The sequence below is a fragment of the Luteibacter sp. UNC138MFCol5.1 genome, from assembly GCF_900110505.1.
In the GTDB taxonomy this organism is placed as follows: Bacteria; Pseudomonadota; Gammaproteobacteria; order Xanthomonadales; family Rhodanobacteraceae; genus Luteibacter.
The window spans coordinates 492,229-508,344 of the sequence record NZ_FODZ01000002.1; the positions used below are offsets into that span (position 1 = coordinate 492,229).

The following is a 16,116-nucleotide window of genomic DNA, read 5'->3' on the forward strand; positions in this document are numbered from 1 at the left end:
AAGGCCGCGCCGGCAACGCGCTGATGGGCAGATCAGCCAGGAAACGACGTCATGACGTGCCTCATGCATGCCGAATACGACCTGCGCACGCGCATGCCGCGCACCACCGTAACGCCAGCCGGCGAGATGGACATCGCCGCCGACGACCTGGGGCGACTGGCGCGGCAGGAGGTGCGCCTGAACGGCGATGTGCGGCGCGCGGCGGCATCGACTGTGTCGCCAGGCGGACGCGTTCTCGACGTGCTGCACGTGGACGGCTCGCGACGCGAGATCGGTTACGACGCGCTCGGTCGCCCCCAGACGATGCACGAGGGCGAGCTATCGGTCACGTTCGCTTACGATGGTCTTTCTCGACTGACGCGCCGCGCCACGGACGACGGCGGCAGGCGACTGACCGAGCGCTTCGCGTACGATTCCATGGGGCGTTTGGCAGAGCAGTCGATAGAAATCGTACACATGGCGCCGATGCGGCGCCGCCTGGCGTTCGCCTGGCAGGCGGACGGCAAGATGACGACGCGCGCCTGGTACGAGGACGAGCGGTTGCTCCGCACCGAGCACATGGCATACGACGCCCGTGGCCGCCTGGCCAGCCACGGCGTCACCGACGCGGCGGGGGACGAGCTTCCTCGCGACGAAGCCGGCAATGCGTATGTCGCACAAGCGTTCACCTACGATGCCATCGACAACCTTGCGAGTGTCCGCACCGAGATGCCGGACGGCGAAACCGACGTCGCCACGTATACCTACGATGCGTGGGATCGCGACCGGCTCCAGAGCGTGGTACACGTCCGCCCGGAATAAGGTCCGCCGGTGGTGCTCGCCTACGACCGCGACGGCAACGTGATCAGTGACGGTCGCGGCCGCACGTTCGGCTGGGATTCTGCCGGCAGGCTGGACACCGTGATGGAGGCTACCGGCACGTCCGAGTATCGCCACGGTCCAGGTGGTCGCATCTGCGCCATCGCGCGGGATGGATGCGTCACATACCGCTATCACGAGGATGGCGCGCTGGCGGCTGAGGTCACAGCGTCGGACGACGGCCGATCGATACCGGAAGAGCGACGCTACGTTCGTGCCGGGCGCGCGCTCGTGGCCGAGACACGGCTCGCCGCCGCGATACGCGAGACATGGCTGCTTGGCTGCGACACACAGGGCACGGTGCTTGTCGAAAGCGGTGGCGACGCGGTGCGAACCCGGACTTACGGGGCTTTCGGCCATCGCGACGCGACAGGCGACGGCGCGCGCTCCGGCTTCACCGGCACGGCCATCGACGGCGCCAGCGGCTGCTACTTCCTGGGCGACCGGCTCTACAGCCCGACGCTGCGACGGTTTCTCAATCCCGATCCCATCAGTCCGTTCGGCGGCGGTGGCCTGAACCGATACGGGTACTGTGGCGGCGATCCGGTGAACCGTATCGACCCGACGGGCAATAGCTGGGTGTCGACGTTCTTCACCGTCCTCGGGCTCGTGGGCGCCGTCGTCGGTGCGGCAGCCTCGATCATCGCCCTGCCCGGTGTGCTGGCCGCGGCCGCGACGACACCCAGCATGGTGATGGCGACCTCCGCCGTGGTCATGGAAACGGTCTCCGTCGTGGCCGAAGGCGGATCGCTCATCGCACAGGCAACGGGCTCGGAAGAACTCGCCACGATCTTCGGCGCGGCGGCGCTGGCTACCGGCCTCGCGTCGGCCGGGCTCGGCCTCTTGCCCAAGGCCTTGGCGAAATCGTCGAAATTTATGAAAGGCGCAGCGCAGGCCAGCGGCAGTCATGGCAACGCGGGCCAGCGAAGCGTCGTCCTCGGCGCGGGGCCGTCGTCGCAGGCCACTCCGCCACGTGAGATCGCCCGACTGGCGCCCGACGAGATCGATATGCGGCGAGTCGAAATCGTCAACGGCACACGGATCGTCGTGGACCCGATCGTCCATTCCGTCAAACATCCCGGAAACGCCCGGTCCCTGCACTACCTGATGGACTCCGCGGTGAAATCCGATGGCTTGACGGACGGGATCGCGCTGGCCATCGCGACGCAGCCGCGGTCGAAAGGGAAGCAGGTGGTCTATTTCTACACGGGTATCCACGGCAACGAGTTCGGCATGAACACGATCGGCAACCGCTTCGCCACACCCGACCCGACGTTCGGTGACACGCTCCCGCAGGCGGACTTCAATACCGTGAAGCGACTGCAGGCGCAATTGGGCTCCGGTTACAAGGTCAAGGTCAGGTCGCTGGCACGGGTCGATCCCGCGACGTATCACTCGTACCTCTCGCGGCCCGGGCATCACGTTCACTATTTCTGCTTCAGCCTCGTGGACGAAGGACTGGTGTCCGTGCTGAAGATCCCGCCCGACCTGCCCATCTCGATCCTCTAGACGGGAAACGCCGCTTTTACACACCGATTCGCATGGACGGCGGCACGCCACGCGCCCATGCTGATCCCGGGAGAGGAACTCCACGGATTCAGACGATGGACCATGCGACGGAACGCGACCGGATGCTGCTTGCCCTGACCGGGAGTGCCAGGGATTTCGCCTGCCCGACGGGCCCCGACCTGCTCGATCGTGTCGCGCCCTTCCACGCGTGGCAGCAGGCGCGCCGCGAACGATCGCTATGGAGCTACGGCAAGGTCTCGCATGCGGCGCCTCGCAGCACGTGCACCGTGCGGTACGACGACGGAACGTCCTCCACCGGCGTCAACCTCGCGACCCAGGATTACCTCGGGCTGTCCTCGCATCCGGCGGTTCTCGACGCCGCGGAGCATGCCCTTCGCGCCTACGGCGTTCACAGTGGAGGATCCGCCGTGCTGTTCGGCCGCACCCGTCTGGGCGTGGAGCTCGAGGCGGCGCTGTGCGACTACCTTCGAATGGAGCATGCCGCGCTCTTCCCGACCGGGTGGGCCGCGGGCTACGGCACGATCCAGGGCCTCGTCCGTGCGGACGATCACGTCGTTCTCGACGAGCGCGCGCACGCGTGCCTGCAACGCGGCGCGATGGACGCGACACGCCATGTGCACGCTGTGGCGCACCTCGATACGACCGAAGTCGAGCGGACGCTCGCGACGATCCGGGCAGGCGACACACGAAACGCGATCCTCGTCGTCACCGAATCCCTGTTCTCGATGGATTCCGACACACCGGACCTTCGGGCGCTGCAGGACATGTGCGACGCCTATCGCGCGACGCTGCTCGTCGATGTCGCGCACGACTTCGGTGCCACGGGTGCCGATGGGCTGGGCGCCATCGGCCGCCAGGGCATGACCGGACGGATCGACCTCGTCATGGGCAGTTTCTCGAAGACGTTCGCGTCGAACGGCGGCTTCGTGCTGACACGGTCCCGGGCGGTGAAGGAATACCTCACGATCTTCGCGAGCCCGCATAGCTTCTCCAACGCGCTCTCACCGGTCCAGGCGGCCGTCGTGAACGCCGCTCTCGCCATCGTTCGCTCACCCCAGGGCGCCGGCCGACGACACGCGCTCGCCGCCCGTTCCACGCAGATGCGCGCCGCCCTGTCCTGCGCTGGCGTGACCTGCATGGGGACCCGCTCGCCCATCGTGCCCGCCCTGATCGGCGACGATGCGCTCGCTCGACTCGTAGCACGCGCTCTGGCGACACGCGGAGTGATCGCCAACCTCGTCGAATACCCCGGCGTCCCCCGCGGAACGGCGCGACTCCGGCTGCAGTTGATGGCGACGCACACTCCCGCGCAGATCCGAAGCGCCGCGGAGGGCATCCTCGGTGCGTACGCCGACGCCAGCGAGCAGCACGGGATGCTCACGACATGATACCGGCCCCATGACCTCGGACGTCGACGACGACGATCATCAAACGACTGCGCTGGCCGCGGGACACGGAACTCGTCCACGGTAGTCAAGGAACACGCCATGCCAACCATCCTGAGCGCATCGTTTGACCCGGTCTCACGTTTTCCGCTGCAGGTCACGACGCCGGCTGGGCGGATGGACGTCGAGCGCGACGGGCTCGAGCGAATGACGGCCCAGCGGATCCACCTCCGGGGAGACGTTCCGCGTCGCTGTGCGTCGACGGTGTCCCCCGGCGGGAGGGTCGTCGCGAAGGCCATGGTGGATGGTGCGGAGCAGCGCGTCGACTTCGACTCCGTGGGCAGGGTAGCGCGCATCACGGGCGACGACGCCATCGTCACGTTCGAGTACGACACGCTGTCGCGTCCCGTGTCCCGCACGGTCGAACGAGCGGACGGCCTCTCGCTGACACGAAGGATGTCCTACGACGGGTTGGGACGCCTCCAGGCCATCGAATGGGTAACGGGCGACGCGCGACATACGCGCAGGATGTCGTGCGGGTGGAGACGACGCTCCGCGATGGAACGGTGGATATCGCGACATCGCGCTACGACGCCGTGGATCGCGATCGCCTGACGAGCGTCACACATAGCCTCGCGTCGCCAACGCGAGCAACTACCTCGATATGCTGGGCGGTGACCGTCCGTTGCAAATCCGCGATATCGGAGGCATCAGCGAAACCCTCATGATCCACTACATGCGAGAGCCCGGCGATGTGACCCACGGCTACTGCTACAGCGCCGGGTTCTGAGACGACGAGCGGTCCTTCGGCGTCACCTCACAAGGGCCAGGCGCCTGGCGGGCATCGGCGGCGGCCGGGTAGGCCGCTTCACGTCGCTGCCGAACGGCCGCCAGATCCCATCGGCGCCTTCGACGGCGATACTCGCGTCGCCACCGTCCGCGGATGCCCGGTTGACCGCCGCCTGCAGCGCCTCGAAGCGCGATGCGAAGGTGCCGACGGGCTGTCCTGCGAGGCGAAGCGTCCAGCGCGAGCCGTCGTCGGGGAGGTAGGGAACCTCGTAGACACGTGTCATGGGGCACTCCGTCAACTGGACAAGTTGAGGTAAAGCGTGCACTTGGGCCCGTCTTCGCAAGGTCTTGGCAAGTCGTCCCGGCGCTGACATGCCGCCGACATCCGTCCCGCGCCGCACAACGGGCCGTGAAGGGGGTGTTTGCTAGAATCCCGGTTTTACCCGTGCGCGCGGGCATCCCGTCGGTGCGCCGTCACAGGAAAGCATGATGTCAGCCAAGATTCTCGAAGCGCTCGGTCTCAACGGCAGCGAGTCCGGCACCTACCTCGGCAAGGGCCAGTGGGCCGGCACCACCGATGCCGGGACGCTCAGCCCCACCAACCCGGCGACCGGCGAGGTGATCGCCACGGTGCACGCCTCGAGCGCCGCGGATTACGAGACCATCGTCAAGCGCGCCCAGGACGCCTTCGCGGTATGGCGCACCACCCCGGCGCCGCGCCGTGGCGAGGCCGTCCGCCTGTGCGGCGAGGCGCTGCGCAAGCACAAGGACGCCCTGGGTTCGCTGGTCGCCCTCGAGATGGGCAAGATCAAGCCGGAAGGCGACGGCGAAGTGCAGGAAATGATCGACATCGCGGATTTCGCGGTGGGCCAGAGCCGCATGCTCTACGGCAACACGATGCACTCCGAGCGCCCGGGCCATCGCATGTACGAGCAGTGGCACCCGGTGGGCCTGGTCGGCATCGTCAGCGCGTTCAACTTCCCGGTCGCGGTGTGGGCGTGGAACGCCTTCCTCGCCGCGATCTGCGGCGACATCTGCATCTGGAAGCCGTCGCCGAAGACGCCGCTCTCGGCCATCGCCACGATGAAGATCGTCAACGAGGCGCTGAAGGAAGGCGGTTTCCCGGACATCTTCTTCCTCTTCAACGACGCGGGCACCGAGCTCGCCGAGCGCTTCGTCGACGACCGGCGCATCCCGCTCATCAGCTTCACGGGCTCGACGAAGGTCGGCCGCATGGTCGGCGAGCGCGTCGCGAAGCGCATGGGCCGCAGCCTCCTCGAACTCGGCGGCAACAACGCGATCATCGTCGACGCCTCGGCCGACCTGAAGCTCGCCATTCCCGCGATCGTGTTCGGCGCGGTCGGCACGGCGGGCCAGCGCTGCACCACCACGCGCCGCCTGCTCGTCCATTCCTCGCTGCACGACACCGTCGTCGAGACGCTGGTGAAGGCCTACGGCCAGGTCGAGCAGAAGATCGGCGATCCCACGCTGCCGACGACGCTGATGGGGCCGCTGAACAGCCCCGAAGGCGTGCAGGGTTACCTCTCGGCCATCGAAAAGGCGAAGGCCGCCGGCGGCACGGTTCGCACCGGCGGCAAGGCGCTGACCGACCGCAAGGGCAACTTCGTGCTGCCGACCATCGTCACCGGACTGAAGAACAGCGACGAGGTCGTGCAGACGGAAACGTTCGCGCCGATCCTCTACGTGATGCCGTTCGATTCGCTGGACGAAGCCATCGCGGAACAGAACGCCGTGCCGCAGGGCCTGTCCTCGGCGATCTTCACGCAGGACCTGAAGGCCGCCGAGCAGTACCTCTCGGCGTCGGGTTCGGATTGCGGCATCGCGAACGTGAACATCGGCACGTCCGGCGCCGAGATCGGCGGTGCGTTCGGCGGCGAGAAGGAAACCGGCGGCGGCCGCGAATCGGGTTCGGACGCCTGGAAGGTCTACATGCGCCGCCAGACCAACACCATCAACTACTCCGACGCGCTGCCGCTGGCCCAGGGCATCAAGTTCGAGTTCTGACGCGAAGAACCACGCCATGGCCGACCTGCGCTCCACCGAACGCTTCTCCGATCGCGTCGAGGACTATGTCCGCTACCGTCCGGACTACCCGGTCGCGCTGGTCGGCTGGCTGCATGGCCTCGGCGTCAACCCCGACTGGACCGTCGCCGATGTCGGCGCCGGCACGGGAATCTCCAGCAGGCTCTTCCTCGACGCGGGACACCGCGTCACCGCCGTGGAACCGAATGCGAAGATGCGCGACGCCGCCATCCGGTGGCTTCGCGACGAAGCGCGCTTCGTCGCCGTCGACGGCTCCGCCGAGGCCACCGGGCTGCCCGACGGCTCGACGGACCTCGTCATCGCCGCGCAGGCGTTCCACTGGTTCGATACGGAGAAGGTGCGCGCGGAGTTCGCGCGCATCCTGTCGCCACGCGGTCTCGTGGCCGTGTTCTGGAATTCGCGCCGGCTGACCGGCACGCCATTCCTGGAAGGCTACGAACGGCTGCTGCACGAATACGGCGTCGACTACGTCAGCGTCGCCGAGCGCTACGCGGACGACGACGCGATGACGCACTGGTTCGGCCATGGCTATCGCGGCATGGCGTCGTTCCCGCACGCGCAGAAGCTCGATCACGAGGCGCTGCTCGGGCGCCTCATGTCGTCCTCCTACGCGCCGAAACCCGGCCACCCCAACCACGAACCGATGCTCCACGCGCTGCGGTCGCTGTTCGACGCGACCCAGGACGGCGGCACGGTCGATTTCGAATACGACACCCGCGTCTTCGCGGGTCATCCGGGACCCTGATGTACGACCTGATCCGCCCCCTGCTCTTCGCCCTGGACGCCGAGACGGCCCACGGTCTCACGCTCTACGCCTCGGATGTCGCCCAGCGCAGCGGCCTCTCCGGTCTGATCGCGAAACCGCCCGCGGATCTTCCGGTGCGCGCCTTCGGCATCGATTTTCCAAATCCCGTGGGACTCGCCGCCGGGCTCGACAAGAACGGGGACCACCTCGACGGTCTCGCGGCGATGGGCTTCGGTTTCGTCGAGATCGGCACGGTGACGCCGCGGCCGCAGGCCGGTAACGACAAGCCGCGCATGTTCCGCCTGCCCGAGCACGAGGCCGTCATCAACCGCCTCGGCTTCAACAACGGCGGCATCGACGCGCTGGTGCGCAACGTGGAGAAGGCGAGCTTCCGCGGCGTGCTCGGCATCAACATCGGCAAGAACAAGGACACGCCGAACGAACGCGCGATCAACGATTACCTGTTCTGCCTCGAGCGCGCGTATCCGCTCGCCAGCTACATCACGGTGAACATTTCCTCGCCGAACACGAAAGGCCTGCGCGACCTGCAGGAAGAGGAAACGCTGCGCCGTTTCATCGGCACGCTGCGCGATGCGCAGGAGCGGCTCGCCGGCCAGCATGGCAAGCGCAAGCCGATGCTGCTGAAGATCGCGCCCGACCTCACGGAGGCCGAGCTCGACGCCATCGCCGACGTGCTGCTGGCTTCGGGCATCGACGGCGTGATCTGCACGAACACCACCGTCGATCGCGGCCAGGTCGCCGGACATCCGCACGCCGGCGAGACCGGCGGCCTGTCGGGCCGGCCGCTGTTCGCGAAATCCACCGCCGTGCTGCGCGCCATGCGTGCGCGCGTCGGCGACAGGCTGCCGATCGTGGGCGTCGGCGGCATCGTCGACGGCGATACCGCTGCCGGGAAGATGGAAGCCGGCGCCACGCTCGTGCAGGTGTATTCGGGCCTCGTCTACCGCGGCCCGAAACTGATCGCCGAGGCGGTCGCCGAAATCCGTCGCCGCGGGGTCGTGGCATGAACAACGCACCGGTGGACATGGGCGGCTTCTCGCTCGCCAGCGACGCCCCGCTAGGCCAGCGCAACACGCTGCGCGTCGATGCGCGCGCGAAGCTGCTGGCGGAAGTGCGCGATCCCATGAAAATCCCCGAGCTGCTGGACTACCCGGCGGTCAAGGGCGGCAAGGTGCTCGTGCTCGGCGAAGGCAGCAACCTGCTGATCAAGGGCGACTTCGACGGCACCGTGCTGGCCATGGCCACGCGCGGCGTCGAGACGTTCCAGCGCGACGATCGCGTGCTCATCCGCGTCGCCGCCGGCGAGCGCTGGGACGACTTCGTCCGCTGGTCGCTCGGGCAGGGATTCGCCGGCCTCGAGAACCTCATCCTCATCCCCGGCACGGTTGGCGCCTCCCCGATCCAGAACATCGGCGCGTACGGCGTGGAGGTCGCGGAATTCATCGACACGGTCGAGGCGTGGGACACGCACAAGGGCGAGTTCGTCGTGCTCGACAAGGCCGCCTGCGCATTCTCGTACCGCGACTCCACCTTCAAGCAGCAGGCCGGACGCTGGATCGTCGTCGCGGTCACGTTCGCCCTGCCCCGCGAGCGTCCGTTGTCGCTCGACTACGCGGGCATCCGCGAGGAAGTGGAAAAGATGGGCGTCGCCCGCGCCACGCCCTACCACGTGGCGGAGGCCGTCGTCCGCCTGCGTTCGCGCAAGCTGCCCGACCCCGCGGTGATCGGCAACGCGGGCAGCTTCTTCAAGAACCCGATCGTTCCGGCCGCGAAAGCGGACGCCCTCGCCCTCGCCCATCCCGGCATGCCCGTATGGCCGCATGCGGGCGATACGGCGAAGATCTCCGCGGGCTGGCTGATCGAAGCCGCAGGATTCAAGGGCGAGCGCGAAGGCGACGCCGGCATGTCCAACCGCCATGCGCTCGTGCTGGTGAATCACGGCAAGGCCACGGGGCCGCAACTGTGGGCTTTCGCGCAGAAGGTGATCGCGGGCGTGCAGGCGAAGTTCGGCGTGACGCTGGAGCCCGAGCCGCTCGTCGTCTAACGGAAGCGCCCAGCGGACGTCTCGCCGACAGCACGCGGCCCGGATGCACACACGATACAGGCACGATATCCATCGACACCGGCTGGGCGTGTCGCCGCACGTACCGAATTCGCACTGTGATCCTCATCGCTCAGCCGACGTGAAATCCCGCATGATCCGACGCATGGACGGGATGTCCGTGGAGGACGATCATGGAGAGACTCAGCACGCACACCTACGACCGGCGCACCGGCTTTGCGCTCGGGATGACAGCAGGAACCGAGGCGATCGACTTCACCGTCGACACCCTCGGCCGTCATACGACGCAACGGTTGCGCATGCCGGAGATGGATGAGCGCGTCGCCGATGTAAGCCTCTCGGCGAACGGGAGGCCGCTGGAGCAGCTCGGCGCCGATGGCATCACCCGCCGATTCTCGTTCGACGACATCGGACGATTGCAGAAGGTGACCGACGATCACGTCGACGTTACGCTCGCTTACGATTCGCTTTCGCGCGTGTCGTCCCGGGTCTCCGTGACAGCCGAGGCATCGATGATCGAGGAACTCACCTACGGCACCGACGGGAGGCTACGCCTCCAGTCGTGGATACACTCGACGCCGAACGAAACACGACACCATGCGGTGGCGCTTAGCTGGCGGCGCGACGGCAAGCTGAGCGGACGTCGCTATTTCGATGACGGCGACGTCTCTCGGGAGGAAGTGATGCGGTATGACGCACGTGGCCGCCTCGTCGATCATGAGATTGTCGAGGCGCGTGATGGCGCATGGCCGCGCGACGAAGACGGCCGGGAATACCGGCGGCAAGTCTTCGAGTTCGATGCGATCGACAACCTGACGCACGTCGAGACGATCTTCGTGGCCGGCGGAACAAACGTAGCGAGTTTTCATTACGACGCGTTCGACCCGGATCGACTTTCTCACGTCACGGAGACGGGGGGCGCCGGCGTTTCGATTTCGTATGATGCGAACGGCGCGATGATCGGGTTGCATGATCGCGATGGCCAGCACGCGCTGACGTTCGATGCCGCAGGACGCCTGACCTTCGCCGAGCATCCTGATGGTTCCTCGACGCGATTCCGCCATGGCCCCGGAAATCGCATCACAGGCGTGACGCACAACGGCGAGCTGACGAACCGAATCTTTCAGGACGGCCGCCTGGCCTGCACCGTCACGCGAGGTGGTGAAGCCCGTCGTTATGTCCGGGTCGGGCAGACGCTCGTCGCGGAAGTCGCGCTGTCCGCGGGCATCCGCACCTGCCTCGTCGGCGGCGACACGCTGGGATCGGTCGTCGTCGACGACGGCGAAGCACGTATCTTTGGCGCCTACGGAACGGGGACACCCAGTTCTGGTCGCGCTACCACTGCGTTCGCCGGCGAGGTTCCCACGCCCAGGTCGAACTGGTACCTGCTCGGTGCACGCGTCTACTCACCGGCGCTGCGGCGCTTCCTTAGCCCGGACCCATTCAGCCCTTTCGACCGAGGCGGACTCAATCGCTACGCGTATTGCGGCGGCGATCCCATCGGCAGGATCGATCCCAGCGGACAGTCGTGGCTCAATATCGCGCTTGGGATCGTCGGCGTCGCCGCCGCTGCCGTCGCCGCGGTGATTTCAGGCGGGACCGCGATCGCCGCGCTTGGTGCCACCGCTGGGTCGCTCGCGAGCGCCGTGTCCACGCCCACGGTCTTAGCCTTCTCGGCTGTGGCCGCCGTCGATATCGTCTCCCTCGTTGCCGAAGCGGGAAACACGGTCGCGACGATCACCGACAACGAATCCCTGGCGTCCATTTTCGGCACGATTTCATTAGCCACTGGCGCGCTCGGCGCTGCGGCAGGCCTGGCTTCGGTGGCCAAATCGACCGCAAAAGCGGTCAAGGCCTCCCTGGCGCATCGGAACTTCGTAGCAAACGTAGCGGCGTCAGGCGGCTCGGCAGCGAAAGCCTCGGCCGCGTCGCAGCCCCTCAGCGGTGTCTTTCCGCTGCATGTCGTCGCGCCTCCGCACATCCCGACATCCAAGTTCAATCCTAGGACGTATTCCCAGCTAAATCCGAAGTGGCATGGCAGCACCAAGGGTGCGGCGACGCATTATGCGGTCGACACGGAGGTAAACATCGTGGAAATCATTCAAAGGGTCAACGAACTCGCCTTGAATCTACCTCCCGGAGGCAACGGAACTCCGGTCTATCTCTACGGCGGCACTCACGGCTACCCGGACCAGCGCCCATTATGGGATGTGAACGGGCGACGCATCGGGGCCGAGGCCTGGATTGGTCAGGAGTTCAGGAAGCACTTGGACCGGCCTGCGGCCCTGCTCGATCGGAAAGGCTACCGGCTCGAATTCGTGCACACCCCGGACCTGCATGTGACCGAATTCGAGCGCTACCTGAACCGTCCAGGCATCCACATACATGGCACGTGTTTCAGCGTCGCCGATCCGAGGGTTCTGACCGCTTCAGGTATGTGGCCCGAGCCTGTATTCCACCGCTACGTCAACGGGTATGTCTCCTGGGCAGCCTAGGCTGGTCTCGGGTCACGGCCCTGTAACACCCCGGTCATACGCTTCCGCGGGCGGCGTACCATGGGGGCGTCGCGACACGCGACGAGGACGCAGCCCTGGACACGATGACGCCACCCAACGAATCGACCGCGCCGGCCAAGGCCGGCACCGCGCGAACCGCGCCGACGCCGGAGCTGCCCGAGGTCGACCTCAACGACACCAGCCTCTACGTCCACCGCGAGCTGTCGCAGCTGCAGTTCAACATCCGCGTGCTCGACCAGGCGCTGGACGAGTCCAAGCCGCTGATCGAACGCCTGAAGTTCCTGCTGATCTTCTCGTCCAACATGGACGAGTTCTTCGAGATCCGCGTCGCCGGCCTGAAGCAGCAGATCGCGTTCGACCACGAGATGATCGGCGCCGACGGCATCCCGCCGCGGCGCGTGCTGGCCGAGATCGCCGAGGTCGCGCACAGGCAGATCGAGCGCCAGTACACGATCCTCAACGAGAAGATCCTTCCCGCGCTGGAAAAGGAAGGCATCCGCATCGTCCGGCGCAACCAGTGGTCGCACAAGCAGAAGCTGTGGGTGCGCCGTTATTTCCGGCATGAGGTCGCGCCGCTGGTCACGCCGATCGGCCTCGACCCCACGCACCCGTTCCCGCGCCTGGTGAACAAGAGCCTGAACTTCATCGTGCAGCTGGAAGGCACCGATGCGTTCGGCCGCGATTCGGGCCTCGCCATCGTGCCGGCACCGCGCATCCTGCCGCGCCTGATCCGCCTGCCCGACGAGGTCAGCGAGGGCGGCGACAACTACGTGCTGCTGTCGTCGATCATCCACGCGCACGCCGACGATCTGTTCCCCGGCATGCGCGTGCTCGGCTCGTACCAGTTCCGCCTGACCCGCAACGCCGACCTCACCATCGACCCGGAAGACGTCGAAGATCTCGCGCGTACGCTCCGTGGCGAGCTGTTCTCGCGCCGCTACGGCGACGCCGTGCGCCTGGAGGTGGCCGACAACTGCCCGAAGCCGCTGGTCGACTACCTGCTGAAGCAGTACTCGCTCGAAGCCGATGCGCTCTACGAGGTGAACGGCCCGGTCAACCTTGCGCGCCTCTTCGAGATGACGCTGCAGCCCGCCTACGCGCGCCTGCAGTTCCCGACGTTCGTTCCCGCGTTGCCGAAGGCGCTGGCGGACGCGGAAGACATGTTCTCGGTGATCGGCAAGCAGGACATCCTGCTCTATCACCCGTTCGAATCGTTCTCGCCCGTCGTGGACTTCCTCCGCCAGGCGGCGAAGGACCCGCAGGTGCTGACGATCAAGCAGACGCTCTATCGCAGCGGCGCGAACTCCGAGATCGTCGACGCGCTGGTGGAGGCCGCCCGTGCCGGCAAGGAAGTCACCGCCGTGGTCGAACTGCGGGCGCGTTTCGACGAGGAGTCCAACCTGAGCCTCGCCTCGCGCCTGCAACAGGCCGGTGCGGTGGTGACCTATGGCGTCGTCGGCGTGAAGACCCACGCGAAGCTGATGCTCGTGCAGCGTCGCGAGAACGGCAAGCTGGTGAGCTACGCGCACCTGGGCACCGGCAACTATCATTCGGGCAACGCGCGCCTGTACACCGACTACAGCCTGCTCACGTCGGACGAAGCCCTTTGCGACGACGTCCATCGTCTGTTCCGCCTGCTGACGGGCATGGGCAAGGCGCTGAAGATGAAGCGCATGCTCTACGCGCCGTTCACGCTGAAAAAGGGCCTGCTCGACCTCATCGCGCGGGAGGCGGCGCACGCGGCCGCGGGCCGCAAGGCGGAGATCGTCTGCAAGCTCAACGCGATCACCGACCCGAAGCTGATCCGGGCCCTCTACCGCGCCAGCCAGGCGGGCGTGAAGATCGACCTGATCGTGCGCGGCATGTGCTGCCTGCGCGCGGGCATTCCCGGGGTATCGCAGAACATTCGCGTGCGCTCGGTCGTCGGCCGGTTCCTCGAGCACAGCCGCGTCTACTGGTTCCACAACGACGGCGAACCCGCGCTGTTCCTCGCCAGCGCCGACCTCATGGAGCGCAACCTCGACCGCCGCGTCGAGACCTGCTTCCCCATCGAGGGCAAGAAACTGCGCCAGCGCGTGCGCCGGGAGCTCGACATGTACCTCGCGGACAATCACTCGGCCTGGATCCAGCAGCCGGACGGCACCTATGTCCTGCTCCAGCCCGCGACCGGCCAGCCGGTCCGCGACGCCCAGACGCAGTTGCTCGAGCGATTCGGCGGCCTGGCGGCCCCCGAAACCGCCTGAACGATGAATCCGCGCGCACCACATGAGGGCTAGCCCGAAAGACCAAGGCGACAACGCGCCGGGTAACGGGCAGAATGGGGGCGCAGCAGTTGGGGGAGACGGGGTTTCTCGATCGAAACGCTTCCGGATCCACGCCGCGCGGCCCGTCGGGGCGCGCTAACGCGATCTGCGGGAATCGGAATGCGGGCAGGCAACCGGCACGGCGGGTGGATCCATCGTCTCTTGCAGGCGACGCTCCTCTGCTGCCTGCTGTTCGCCGGGTCCGCCGTCGCCAGCACGGTCACCGCCAACTGGCGGGAGGTCCGCCCGGGAGACACGCCGGCCGGCGTCCTTCGCGAAGCCGACCAGCGGCCGCTGCCCTCCTTCGACCCGACCCGGTTGCAGATCCTGCCGAACGCGCCGGCCGGAACCTGGGTGGTCGTGCGCACCATGCCGCCGTGGACCGCCGGCGACCGCGTCCTCAGCGTCCGCCATCCCGGCTACGGGCGCGTCTCCCTGTTCGACGGCGACCGGCTCATCGCCTCGACGGCGCTCGACGATTTCGGGCCACCGCTGCACGGCCACGGGCGCCTGATCTTCAACGTCCCCGACACGATCCCGCCATCGCGAGCGCTGTTGCTGAAGTTCGACGCCGGTGACGCGCCACCCGGCGCGGTGACCATCGCGATCGATACCTGGCCCGACTACCTGCGCGACGACGGCAGCTGGATGGTCTTCGCCACCGGTTGCTTCGCCGTGATGCTGACGATGGCGCTCATGGCGTTGTGCTTCGCGTTGATCCTGCGCGACATGACCTTCGGCTGGTACACCGCCTACCTGCTCTGCTACGCGCTGATCCAGGGCCTGCGCTCCGGTTTCGCGTTCCACCCGCTGGAAATGGAGTCGCTGGCCGGCATGGCGGACGTGCTGGGCGCGGCGGCGACCGCCCTATCCGTCTCGTTCGCCGCCCTGTTCGCGCTGCGTTTCGCGCGCATCGACGAATTCGTGCCGTTGCTGCGCACGCCCGTGCTCGCGTTCGCGCTGGTGATGCCCCTGCTCGTGGTGCTGCGTGCGACCGGCATCGACTTCCTGGTCGACATGGCCCAGCTGCTGCTCCAGCCGCTCGTGCTCCTCGGTGCGCTGCTGATGCTCGTCGCCGGCGGCATCGCCGCCTTCCGCGGATCGCGCCACGCGTGGTTCTTCCTCGTGAGCTGGACGCCGCTGCTGATCCTGACCGCGCTGTGCGGTGCGCAGCAGCAGGGCATGCTGGCCGGCGCCCCGTGGCTGCCCGACGCCGCGATCGCCGTCGGCGCGTTCGAGGCGATCGTGCTGTCGATCGGCCTGTCCGACCGGGCCCTGACGATCCGTCACGATCGCGACCGGGCGCGCGAGCTGGCCGACGTGGATCCCCTCACGGGGTTGCTCAACCGCCGCGCGTGGACGGAAGCCGCCACGCGGGTGTTCGAAGCCGGCACGGCGCGCCCCGTCGCCCTGCTCTTCTTCGACCTCGATCACTTCAAGGCGCTGAACGATCGCCACGGGCACGCCGCGGGCGATCGGGCGCTGGTGGCGGTCGCCACCGCCCTCCGCCACGAACTGCGCCCGTCCGACCTGCTCGCCCGCTTCGGCGGCGAGGAGTTCGTGGCCCTGCTGCAGGGCGTGGACAAGGAAAACGCGATGCAGGTCGCCACCCGGCTGTGCCGGCGCGTGCATCGCCTGGACATGAACGCCGCGGACGCCACGCTGACCGTCTCGATCGGCCTCGCCATGCGCTCGCCGGCCGACACCGTGCAGTCGCTGGTCGAGCGCGCGGACGCCGCGATGTATTCGGCGAAGCTCGCCGGTCGCAACCGCGCGGTCTGCGCGGGGAACGCCGGACCGGTGCTGGTCAGGCGCGGCGAAGCGAAGTAGCCCGCTTCCGCTA

Annotated in this window: 12 protein-coding genes; 11 read left to right on the forward strand and 1 reads right to left on the reverse strand. The window is 67.3% G+C overall.

The window, feature by feature from the left end; all coding sequences use genetic code 11:
* Window positions 1-51: 51 nt before the first annotated feature.
* The 4 genes from BMY69_RS06545 to BMY69_RS06560 all read left to right on the forward strand — a co-directional run bounded on the left by BMY69_RS06545 (window position 52) and on the right by BMY69_RS06560 (window position 4,388).
* Window positions 52-801 carry a hypothetical protein gene (locus tag BMY69_RS06545; RefSeq protein WP_090176250.1) on the forward strand — a complete coding sequence of 250 codons (750 nt, stop codon included), beginning with the start codon at window positions 52-54 and terminating at the stop codon, window positions 799-801.
* A 12-nt stretch (window positions 802-813) separates the two neighbouring features.
* Entirely contained in the window at window positions 814-2,367 is a 1,554-nt protein-coding gene (locus BMY69_RS06550) for an RHS repeat-associated core domain-containing protein (protein ID WP_143070400.1), read from the forward strand.
* Between the two features lie 95 nt (window positions 2,368-2,462).
* The gene (locus BMY69_RS06555) at window positions 2,463-3,776 is read left to right on the forward strand and encodes an aminotransferase class I/II-fold pyridoxal phosphate-dependent enzyme (RefSeq protein ID WP_177191092.1); all 1,314 of its coding nucleotides are present in this window, start codon (window positions 2,463-2,465) and stop codon (window positions 3,774-3,776) included.
* A 99-nt stretch (window positions 3,777-3,875) separates the two neighbouring features.
* Window positions 3,876-4,388, forward strand: coding sequence for a hypothetical protein (locus tag BMY69_RS06560; RefSeq protein WP_090176258.1), 513 nt, complete (start codon window positions 3,876-3,878; stop codon window positions 4,386-4,388).
* A gap of 197 nt (window positions 4,389-4,585) precedes the next feature.
* On the opposite strand, the gene BMY69_RS06565 is transcribed toward BMY69_RS06560, so the two are convergent.
* Window positions 4,586-4,846 carry a DUF2188 domain-containing protein gene (locus BMY69_RS06565; protein ID WP_090176261.1) on the reverse strand — a complete coding sequence of 87 codons (261 nt, stop codon included), beginning with the start codon at window positions 4,844-4,846 and terminating at the stop codon, window positions 4,586-4,588.
* A 205-nt stretch (window positions 4,847-5,051) separates the two neighbouring features.
* Between BMY69_RS06565 and BMY69_RS06570 the strand changes: the two genes are divergently transcribed.
* From BMY69_RS06570 to BMY69_RS06600, 7 genes are all read left to right on the forward strand, one after another.
* Window positions 5,052-6,587 carry an L-piperidine-6-carboxylate dehydrogenase gene (locus BMY69_RS06570; protein ID WP_090176264.1) on the forward strand — a complete coding sequence of 512 codons (1,536 nt, stop codon included), beginning with the start codon at window positions 5,052-5,054 and terminating at the stop codon, window positions 6,585-6,587.
* Between the two features lie 16 nt (window positions 6,588-6,603).
* Window positions 6,604-7,371, forward strand: coding sequence for a class I SAM-dependent methyltransferase (locus tag BMY69_RS06575; RefSeq protein WP_090176267.1), 768 nt, complete (start codon window positions 6,604-6,606; stop codon window positions 7,369-7,371).
* Window positions 7,371-8,399 carry a quinone-dependent dihydroorotate dehydrogenase gene (locus BMY69_RS06580; protein WP_090176270.1) on the forward strand — a complete coding sequence of 343 codons (1,029 nt, stop codon included), beginning with the start codon at window positions 7,371-7,373 and terminating at the stop codon, window positions 8,397-8,399. The genes BMY69_RS06575 and BMY69_RS06580 overlap by 1 nt, the downstream gene beginning before the upstream one ends.
* A gap of 17 nt (window positions 8,400-8,416) precedes the next feature.
* Window positions 8,417-9,436, forward strand: coding sequence for a UDP-N-acetylmuramate dehydrogenase (gene murB, locus BMY69_RS06585; RefSeq protein WP_090176952.1), 1,020 nt, complete (start codon window positions 8,417-8,419; stop codon window positions 9,434-9,436).
* 191 nt (window positions 9,437-9,627) lie between these two features.
* The gene (locus BMY69_RS06590) at window positions 9,628-11,949 is read left to right on the forward strand and encodes an RHS repeat-associated core domain-containing protein (RefSeq protein WP_090176273.1); all 2,322 of its coding nucleotides are present in this window, start codon (window positions 9,628-9,630) and stop codon (window positions 11,947-11,949) included.
* A gap of 104 nt (window positions 11,950-12,053) precedes the next feature.
* Window positions 12,054-14,213: a polyphosphate kinase 1 gene (gene ppk1 / locus BMY69_RS06595; RefSeq protein ID WP_090176277.1), complete on the forward strand. Its 2,160-nt coding sequence runs from the start codon at window positions 12,054-12,056 to the stop codon at window positions 14,211-14,213.
* Between the two features lie 180 nt (window positions 14,214-14,393).
* Window positions 14,394-16,103 carry a GGDEF domain-containing protein gene (locus tag BMY69_RS06600; protein ID WP_090176280.1) on the forward strand — a complete coding sequence of 570 codons (1,710 nt, stop codon included), beginning with the start codon at window positions 14,394-14,396 and terminating at the stop codon, window positions 16,101-16,103.
* The last annotated feature ends 13 nt before the right edge of the window (window positions 16,104-16,116 follow it).

Bases quoted from the DNA above. Each gene is read 5' to 3' on its own strand.
- BMY69_RS06545 (WP_090176250.1), top strand. From the start codon at position 52: ATGACGTGCCTCATGCATGCCGAATACGACCTGCGCACGCGCATGCCG.
- murB (WP_090176952.1), top strand. From the start codon at position 8,417: ATGGGCGGCTTCTCGCTCGCCAGCGACGCCCCGCTAGGCCAGCGCAAC.
- BMY69_RS06570 (WP_090176264.1), top strand. From the start codon at position 5,052: ATGTCAGCCAAGATTCTCGAAGCGCTCGGTCTCAACGGCAGCGAGTCC.
- BMY69_RS06555 (WP_177191092.1), top strand. From the start codon at position 2,463: ATGGACCATGCGACGGAACGCGACCGGATGCTGCTTGCCCTGACCGGG.
- BMY69_RS06580 (WP_090176270.1), top strand. From the start codon at position 7,371: ATGTACGACCTGATCCGCCCCCTGCTCTTCGCCCTGGACGCCGAGACG.
- BMY69_RS06600 (WP_090176280.1), top strand. From the start codon at position 14,394: ATGCGGGCAGGCAACCGGCACGGCGGGTGGATCCATCGTCTCTTGCAG.
- BMY69_RS06575 (WP_090176267.1), top strand. From the start codon at position 6,604: ATGGCCGACCTGCGCTCCACCGAACGCTTCTCCGATCGCGTCGAGGAC.
- ppk1 (WP_090176277.1), top strand. From the start codon at position 12,054: ATGACGCCACCCAACGAATCGACCGCGCCGGCCAAGGCCGGCACCGCG.
- BMY69_RS06560 (WP_090176258.1), top strand. From the start codon at position 3,876: ATGCCAACCATCCTGAGCGCATCGTTTGACCCGGTCTCACGTTTTCCG.
- BMY69_RS06565 (WP_090176261.1), bottom strand. From the start codon at position 4,846: ATGACACGTGTCTACGAGGTTCCCTACCTCCCCGACGACGGCTCGCGC.
- BMY69_RS06590 (WP_090176273.1), top strand. From the start codon at position 9,628: ATGGAGAGACTCAGCACGCACACCTACGACCGGCGCACCGGCTTTGCG.